6 protein-coding genes are annotated in these 8,170 nt (G+C 45.4%); 3 read left to right on the top strand and 3 right to left on the bottom strand.

Annotated elements, in window-relative coordinates; all coding sequences use genetic code 11:
* The first annotated feature begins 489 nt into the window (after positions 1 to 489).
* Complete coding sequence (locus QUA88_RS13865) at positions 490 to 2,697, top strand: hypothetical protein (protein ID WP_333056301.1); 2,208 nt, start codon at positions 490 to 492, stop codon at positions 2,695 to 2,697.
* 47 nt (positions 2,698 to 2,744) lie between these two features.
* Positions 2,745 to 4,673: a DUF3685 domain-containing protein gene (locus QUA88_RS13870; RefSeq protein ID WP_333272193.1), complete on the top strand. Its 1,929-nt coding sequence runs from the start codon at positions 2,745 to 2,747 to the stop codon at positions 4,671 to 4,673.
* A 659-nt stretch (positions 4,674 to 5,332) separates the two neighbouring features.
* Here QUA88_RS13870 and QUA88_RS13875 read toward each other — a convergent pair.
* The 3 genes from QUA88_RS13875 to QUA88_RS13885 form a co-directional block, all read right to left on the bottom strand.
* Positions 5,333 to 5,749, bottom strand: coding sequence for a hypothetical protein (locus QUA88_RS13875; RefSeq protein WP_333056298.1), 417 nt, complete (start codon positions 5,747 to 5,749; stop codon positions 5,333 to 5,335).
* A 6-nt stretch (positions 5,750 to 5,755) separates the two neighbouring features.
* Complete coding sequence (locus QUA88_RS13880) at positions 5,756 to 6,349, bottom strand: Hint domain-containing protein (RefSeq protein ID WP_333056297.1); 594 nt, start codon at positions 6,347 to 6,349, stop codon at positions 5,756 to 5,758.
* Between the two features lie 200 nt (positions 6,350 to 6,549).
* Positions 6,550 to 7,137 carry an SMI1/KNR4 family protein gene (locus QUA88_RS13885; RefSeq protein ID WP_333056296.1) on the bottom strand — a complete coding sequence of 196 codons (588 nt, stop codon included), beginning with the start codon at positions 7,135 to 7,137 and terminating at the stop codon, positions 6,550 to 6,552.
* A gap of 380 nt (positions 7,138 to 7,517) precedes the next feature.
* Between QUA88_RS13885 and QUA88_RS13890 the strand changes: the two genes are divergently transcribed.
* Entirely contained in the window at positions 7,518 to 8,003 is a 486-nt protein-coding gene (locus QUA88_RS13890; RefSeq protein ID WP_333207079.1) for a CRR6 family NdhI maturation factor, read from the top strand.
* Positions 8,004 to 8,170: the final 167 nt, after the last annotated feature.

Consider the following 8,170-nt stretch of genomic DNA (forward strand, 5'->3'; position numbering starts at 1 on the left):
CAATTCATGTGCAGAGTCAATTCTAAAATCTAAAATCTAAAATCTAAAATCTAAAATTATTGCTGGGCGGTTTAAACTGCTGAGTCTGGTCAGGAAAATTCTGACCCGGATTTAATATGAGAGCTTAGTTGAATCCCTCCCACAATTCATGTGCAGAGTCAATTCTAAAATCTAAAATCTAAAATCTAAAATCTAAAATTGCTAGACTGACGGGCTTTATACTGTTTTTTCTGCTAAACTGCCCCGGAATATGTCAATAAATGTTTGATAACTGGTATGATTTACGTGCTTCGAGAGCATAAAATACTCGGAAGCAACCAGTGGGGCCAGACACAAACCTCACTATAAAACGCCGTAGAGGGAAAGATTGCCAGTACCTTGAAGGAAGTTCTCGATCTCCTTAACAGGAGTCAGAAGCCCACATCACAATCTATAGATTTGATGTAGGAGTGTCACATTCTAGAGCGCATTACAGGACAGGCTGAAGTAATGGCGAGACGACAATCTGACCAATTCCACACACCACCGCAATACAACCCATCCCCTAAACCGACGGCACAGTTCAGTGCAGAGGCGACAGGCGATGCGAGTTCCTTCGTAACGGCTGCGCCGACCGAAGGAAAAAGAACTTTTTGGCAGTGGCAGCTTATCTGGCTGAGTCTCCTGGTGGGATTTGGAGTAACGGGGGCCGCTGCATTTCTGTGGTTGCTGACGATGCCTCCACCGCCCAATTGCCAGCAACTGTCGCCGCTGGCGGCGGACGGAGAGCGACTTTACTGCGCTCAGCAAGCTGCTAAGTCGGGCAAGCTAGAACAGCTAGAATCGGCAATGGCATTGGTGCAGGCTTGGCCGAAAGAACATCCGCTATACTCGCAAGGTCAACATTTGATAGGGGAATGGTCGAAGGCCATTCTGGGATTTGCCAGGGCAAAAATTGAGAGGGGCGATTTGAAAGGTGCTCTGGAGATTGTGGCGAAAATTCCGAAAACCAGTCGGTCTTACCCCGAAGTAGAAGAGGCTGTGACTGCTTGGGAAAAAAATTGGCAGGAGGGCCAAAAACTCTACGATACAGCCCTAGCAGCTTTGAAAAGTGAGGATTTAAGGAAGGCTTGGGATTATGCTCAAGCTTTGTTCAAGCTGGAAAATATTTTCTGGAGTCAGAAGCGTTACAACGAGCTGATAGGGCAGATTTCTTTGGAAAGAAACGGCTGGCAGCGCTTGCAAGAGGCTAGAGATTTGGCGAAGGACGAGACTCCGCAAAAGTTCGCTGAGGCGATCGTCCTAGCTCGAAAAATAGACTCGCAGCTTTTTGCCCGCGCTAAAGCTGAGAAGGAAATTGAGGGCTGGAGCCGGACTTTGCTGGCAATGGCGACTAAGCGGTTGGGGGCGAAAGATTTGCCGGGGGCGATCGAGGCTGCTTCAGTTGTGCCGCAGGATTCCCCGCTGTTTGCGGAAGCTCAAGATTTGATGCAGTTGGGTAGGGCTCAGGCAGTGACGTGGAACCAGTCGATATCAACTCCGCTGCCGCAACACATTTTTAGCTTGCTGGAAGGGAAGGGGGCGGCGAGCCAAATAGCTCCGGGTCGCCCTCTGTATAAGCAAGCTCAAGTTCAAATTGAAAGTTTGCAGGTGCAGTTTCAAGATTTGCTGCGTCTGCAAGTGGCCAGCACGATCGCGAGTTTCGGTCACATAGGGACGTTTGGACTCGCGATCGAGCAAGCGCAAACTATCGGAATCAATCAGCCGCGGCGGATTCACGCTCAAACTTTGGTGGCTGCTTGGCGCCGAGAAATTCAGCGGATAGAAGACCAATCTTTTCTGACTCTGGCGAAGCAGTTGGCAGAAACGCAAACGGTTGAAGGACTCAAGGGCGGCATGGCTCAGTTAGTCCTGGTTGCTCAAAACCGGCCCCGCAGAATAGAAGCGCAAACTCTCTTGGCTGAGTGGACGAAACGCATAGAAGTTATTCAAGATCAGCCTTTTTTGGATGAAGCGATCGCCCTGGCGAAGCAAGGAAAACTTAGTGCTGCTATTGAAAAAGCTTCGGCAATTAAGAGCGGTAGGATTTTGTACGCGAAAGCTCAGGATAATGTCTATCAGTGGGTGAGCGAACTGCAAGTGGCTCAAGACAGACCGATTCTAGATCGCGCTGCGGAATTGGCATCTCAAGGCAGTCTAGGAGCGGCGATCGATACTGCTTCCCAAATCGGTTACGGTAGGGCGCTGTATTCAGAGGCGGCAGGTGCGATCGGGCGCTGGAGTGCTGAACTCAGAGCCAACAGTGCGCCCCCGCCGGAACCCGCTCGCGAGTACGCGCCGGAGCCCGCTCGCGAGTACGCGCCAGCTCCAGCAGAGGAGTACGCGCCAGCTCCAGCAGAGGAGTACGCGCCAGCTCCGCGACAGGAGGAGTACGCGCCAGAGCCAGAACCTTACTATCCGCCTGCGAGAGAGCCGGAACCGGAACCTTACTATCCACCCGCTCCGGAGCCGGAACCTTACTATCCGCCTGCGAGAGAGCCGGAACCGGAACCTTACTATCCACCCGCTCCGGAGCCGGAACCTTACTATCCACCCGCGAGAGAAGAGGCGCCGGCCCCGGCTCCGGAACCGGCTCCTCCGGCTCCAGCTCCAGAACCGGCGCCACCCTCGATTCCTGAATCGGTTGGGCCTCCTGATGCTAATTTGCTCCCGGAGTAATTGGGTTTTCGCGCGATCGCTCTCTAAAATCTCAAAACTAAAATCAAGTGAGTAATTTCCAAGTGCTGACGATCGAAGGCGACCCCATTTTCCGGCTGGGGCTGCGAATCGCTTGCGAGCAGTATCCAGACTTGCAAGTTGTTGCAGAGGTTTCAACCCCAACCGAGGCTTTGCGAGTTCTAGAAACTCGCTCGCTCGACTCTGGAGCAGCCAAGAAGCCCGCAGATTTGGTAATTTTGGCTGTTGAGACCCTAAATTTGCGATCGGGTCAAATAGAGGCGGTGGCATTTTGTCGCCAACTCAAAAGTTTGTACCCCAACCTGCCTCTGTTGCTGCTAGGCGGGCAGCTGACACCGGATCTGTTGGCGGAGTTACAGGCGACGGGCGCGAATGGCTATTGTCCTAAAGGTAGAGATATTTCCCTGACAATCGAAGCTATTCGCGCTGTGGCGTCTGGTTGCACTTATTGGGCGCCGGATGCGAGAGCTAACTCGGAAATAGAACTAAACGCAGCGGTGGTTCAAACAGTAGAAAAATCCGCAGTAATTGTAGATAAAAATGCAGAGAATTCGACAGTTGATACGCCAGTACACAAAAAAATGCTGGCTCATTTGTGCCTCTCTGGACTGCGCGAAATAGATGCAACTTTGGCGGTTGTTCAAGCTGATTTGCAAGAGATCAGATCCGCCGAACCGACAGATTTGCCCTCTATTTTAGATGGGGTTGTACTCAGCGGGCGCCGCAGGGAATTGCTCGCAGCTCGCTGGATAGTCAGTCAGTTATTATTTGAAGGGAAAGGGGAGAAGGCAGAAGGCAGAAAGCAGAGGAAAGAAGGCAGAGGGGAGAAAGAAGAAATTAGAGGCGAGAATTTGTTAAAGAATTCTCAATCGCAATTAGCGAAGTCCCAAGTTTTGGCGGGATCTTTGGTGGTTGCAACTAATTGGCAAGGTAGCTTGTTTGACTCGGCGGCAGCTAAATTGCAGTTTGATTTGGTGAATTTGACTGGCTTGCCTTTGGAAATCGATATTTTGCGATCGACCAAAAAGCGTGAATTGATGACTTCCATCCTGCGGAAGTTAAAGGATTTGCTGGAAGAATTGCGCTTTTCGCAAGTGCAGCAAACTCAATTGTCGCAAAAAATGCCTGCTATTTTACGGGATTTGTGGCAGGCGACAATCATAGATTTTTTTGGCAGATACTATACACTGCAAACGGGAGAAAATCTGGTTTTTGATGACAGTCAAACAAGCTTGAAACTGGCAGAAAGTCAAGGGGAAAGCGCTGCTGATATCTTGGCAGGCAGCGCTGTAGAAGTTGTGCCGATGCTGCTGGCAGATGCTGATGTAGTTGCAGCACAAATCCTTGATAAAATACCGATGACAGTTGATTTATTTGCACATTTGCTATTTGAAATTCCTCTAACAGTTGACAATATTTCTTGTGTTGCTGGCAGCCCGGAAGCGATGCAGCGAGCTGAAGCTTTGTTGGAAAATTTGGCAATTCAAGTTGCTAGCGGAGTTGTACAGCCTCTACTAAATAATTTGGCAAATATTGAAGAAATCAAGCAAATTTTTTACGATGGTAAGTTGATTTCGACGCGAGAAATTGAGAGATTTCGGAATGAGTTGTCGTGGAGATATAGCTGGGATAGATATTTTGTGGAACCGAAAGCTATTTTTGAAAGCAGGTTTGGGCTCTTTGTTTTGGGCGATTCGGGAATTAAGAAAATTTCTATTTATGCTCCGAGAAATCTGGAGTTAGCACAGTTGTCTGGGTGGCAGTTAGCCTTGACTTTGCTGCTGGAAACCAGGGATGCGATCGCACCTAGAGTTCGCGCAGTTATTTCGCTGTTGGGTGCTGGCGTTGTTTACGTTTTAACTCAGGTTATAGGGCGGGGAATTGGTTTGATAGGGCGGGGAATTATCCAGGGGATTGGTAATTCTTTGCAGGATAGCAAGTTTGGGAAAAATGGGTAATTATTTACAGGATATTCTAGGTTATAGAGTACACTAAAGCCAGTATATTAACAGGAAAATTAAACTGTACTTCATAAACCCGGAGTTTGGTCGGCATCTTGTAGCTGCAACAAAGCTTCGGTAACGCTCAATTAGGGTTCTCCCCGTTCCCAGGCGTAGACTAAATTAACAGCAGCTTTTACCGGAGTTTTCCCAACATCAGACCAAGTGTCCTTCGAGAGTAAAGCCGAGGTAATGTACTCCGAGGCTGCATTTTCATCTCTCTCTTCAAAGGTGACGAAGCTTGTGGGATAGATGCTTAAAGTTTGGTAGTCTGTGCGGGGTAGTGCTTCAAAGTATTTGCGGATAACAGCGGGAATTTTGGTGTCTTCTAAAGGTTGTGCGCTCAGAGATTCGATGAAGGTGATGGCGTTCGATTGAGCGACGATGTTGATGCCGTCGCGGGGGAGTTTTAAAAGTGCATCGGATTATAAATCTTATGCTTTGAGCTTGTAGATATAGCAATCCTAAATCATTTGTGAATTTCTTACTCCCTCCCCGCGGCTTCGGGGAGGGTTGGGGTGGGTAAAAAATTTATGACTCATTTAGGATTGCGATAGTTAAAATTTGATGCTCTTGGGTAGTTGGTACTGGCGAGTAGAGCAATTACACTAACTAATTTAACCTGTACACGCAAATATTAGGGAATAATTAGGAGGTGCTAATAAAGAATTTCCTCCCACATCGTCTAGGTGAAAATGGTCACCTTTTTTACTATCATGAGGGAAGAAATTTACCAATGACCTACCCAGTATATTAAAAGCAGATTTAGAACCTTCAAAAATCAGACGATTATTAGTGATACAAATTTTAATTAAACTTTTTCCCCCCGGACTTTCCATTGGTAATAACTTTATTGAAATGGCTTCCAAGTTTTCAGGATAAAACTTGGACTTTACTTGCTCTGCATGAATAGTTAAATCTTGACTAATTCCAAGGAAAAGCGTTCCCAGTTTGCTTAGACCGCTTGCCGAATCAGATATTTGTATTTCTGGTTCGTTCCAATTACCATCAAATAAAATATACATAGCTTGCATCCTTATTTAGTAATCTGTTGGCGTAATTGTTGTTGGGTCAATTGGAATATGAGGATCTGCTAAAGCACCCCCTTGAATAACACCGTCAAACTGTGTTTGAAGATTAAGATGCGATCCTAACTGCTGTACATGAGGAGTGTTAGAATTTACATCAAAACCTACACGTCGTGTGACTCTTGTACCCGTAGTATTTGCAAACTCTTGAATTGCTTGAACACCAGTCGGAGTTTCAATGAATCGCGTTGGTACATCGGGTTCCAGAAACTGCTCAGCTCTTTCAAGGGCTTCATCAAGGCTGATTGGATCTCCACCTCCAGCACAAGTATTATGAACCAGCACCCCCAACTCCGAGACAAAGTAAGTCGGGATACCCTCAACATTAAAATTGTCAACCTCAAACGGTCCTTCCCGCTTCTCAACCCGATCGACCTCAACAACCCGACCATCTCCAGTCTGCAACAACGACCCAACAACTAAATCCTTCGCCTCAATCCACCCTTTATCCGGTATCCAGAAAGGATGTTCTCCCGTAGTAGAAATTACCTCCCCATCTGCATAAAGGTCAACCAGCACATGAGTTTCCCGTACAAAAGTCTCCAAAACCTGCCGCGTCTCAATCCCCCGGAAATTTTCTATTTAAGGAGTTCTCAAAAGTTGATTGCATCGCTCTAGTACCATTAGCTCAATCTTAGGTAACATTTCTTGAAGATAGTCATCTTCTTTGCCTGCATAGGGAATCAGTTTGAAATTGGCTTCAATCTTTTGCAAAAAATCTATAATGTTTTCAGGTTTTCGGGCATCTAAATAATTTCATGCCAAAATTCACTATCTGTGGTAGAGCCTACAATTTCAGGAATTTTCATTAATATATCTTTACTATTGTCGCCAGTTCTACTTCGTATGTATATAGTTGCAGCAGCTTGAAAAAAAATAGTAAAATCCGAAGCTATTAATTTAGAGTCTTGATAAGATTGCCATCTAGCATAAGCCATTATTTGTGCAGTCTCAGTGTTTAATAAAATCACGTATCCATCAGAACCTGCTATTAATAAATAGTTATAGGGACGTTCGCCAATTCCCCACCAACGTAAAACAGTTTCTTGCTTTATATTATTTTTGACAAGATATTCTGCATAATTTTCCTTATTACCAAACCAAACTCCACCTAATGTTAGGTTGCCGCAATCATATTGAAGAATAATTTGTTGAAAAGATTCTGGAAGTTTTGTTTTCAAAATAGATTCCACTTGTTTTAAAGTTTCAATATTTATGTTAGATTGCTTTATGATTAAATCACTAAAATCCGATCTAATCTCAGTCGGAATTCCCAGAAAAAGCTGTTTCATTTTTTCTATAATTTCAGGCAATTTAAATAATAAATTTTCCATATCTTGAATATCTTTTTATTTTTATTTGTGGTGAAATGATCCACCTAAACCAATGTGAGTACCTTGGGGAACTGGGATAGCATGAGCACCTAGATCTACATAGGGATCGGTTTTGGTGATTTGTTGATTTATTAATGATTAATAGCAATTTTTTCGGTAATTAGGGGATTTTCCATTGCTGACACATTGATTTTATTGCATTTGCCTTATTCCTTATTTTTTATTCCTTATTCCTCCTTCGTTCTTGCTTCTGCTATAAAATGTTTATGGCTGGTGGTATTATAACTAAATGCTATCCAGTTGACAATCAAGCAATTGGGTCTCTTTCCCCCGGATTCATCGGTAGAAGCAAACTAAAATCTAACATAGGTTGACATTTTATGAGTATTATGATAGCGATAGATGCCGATCGCATAAACAGTTTAGATTTGTCTCCGGTGCGGACTGTGATTGAAAAGTGGCTGGCCGAAGGAGCGATCGCCCAAAACGAACAACAGCTACAATTTGAAATTGAGTATCCGCGCGAAGAGTTAGATCCGCGAGAAATTTCGGAAATTCCCGAAGTGCGGCTGTGGTTTATTCGCTTGGATGCTTGTTACCCTTGGCTGCCATTTTTGCTGGATTGGAAAGCGGGAGAATTGGCGCGCTATGCGGCGATGTTGGTGCCGCACCAGTTTCACCGAACCCAAGGTATTCAGTACAATCCTGAAGCTTTGGAAATGTTTTTGATGAACAAAATTTTTGTGTTGACTGATTGGTTGAATCAGCAGGGAATTCCCAGTAAATCGAAGTTGATGGCGATGTCGCAGATGTTTGGTTATGATTTGGAGGATGCTTTTTTTGATGTGATCCTGCCGCACCAATAAGCTGTAAGTAAGCCCACCTAAATTGTATTTTTTGGGCAGGCGGGACGCCCAACCCCTACTCCCCACAAGAAGTCGCTCAAACTTGACTGTTAAGGAATGAGAATTAAATAACTTCCACTCTTGAAAGTGGGATGGGCGTCCCGCCCGTCCAAAAAGGACGGGCGGGA

This window comes from Microcoleus sp. D3_18_C2, assembly GCF_036702395.1.
Taxonomy (GTDB): Bacteria; Cyanobacteriota; Cyanobacteriia; order Cyanobacteriales; family Microcoleaceae; genus Microcoleus.

Coding starts and splice junctions, on each gene's coding strand:
- QUA88_RS13865 (WP_333056301.1), top strand. CDS start 490: ATGGCGAGACGACAATCTGACCAATTCCACACACCACCGCAATACAAC.
- QUA88_RS13890 (WP_333207079.1), top strand. CDS start 7,518: ATGAGTATTATGATAGCGATAGATGCCGATCGCATAAACAGTTTAGAT.
- QUA88_RS13885 (WP_333056296.1), bottom strand. CDS start 7,137: ATGGAAAATTTATTATTTAAATTGCCTGAAATTATAGAAAAAATGAAA.
- QUA88_RS13875 (WP_333056298.1), bottom strand. CDS start 5,749: ATGCAAGCTATGTATATTTTATTTGATGGTAATTGGAACGAACCAGAA.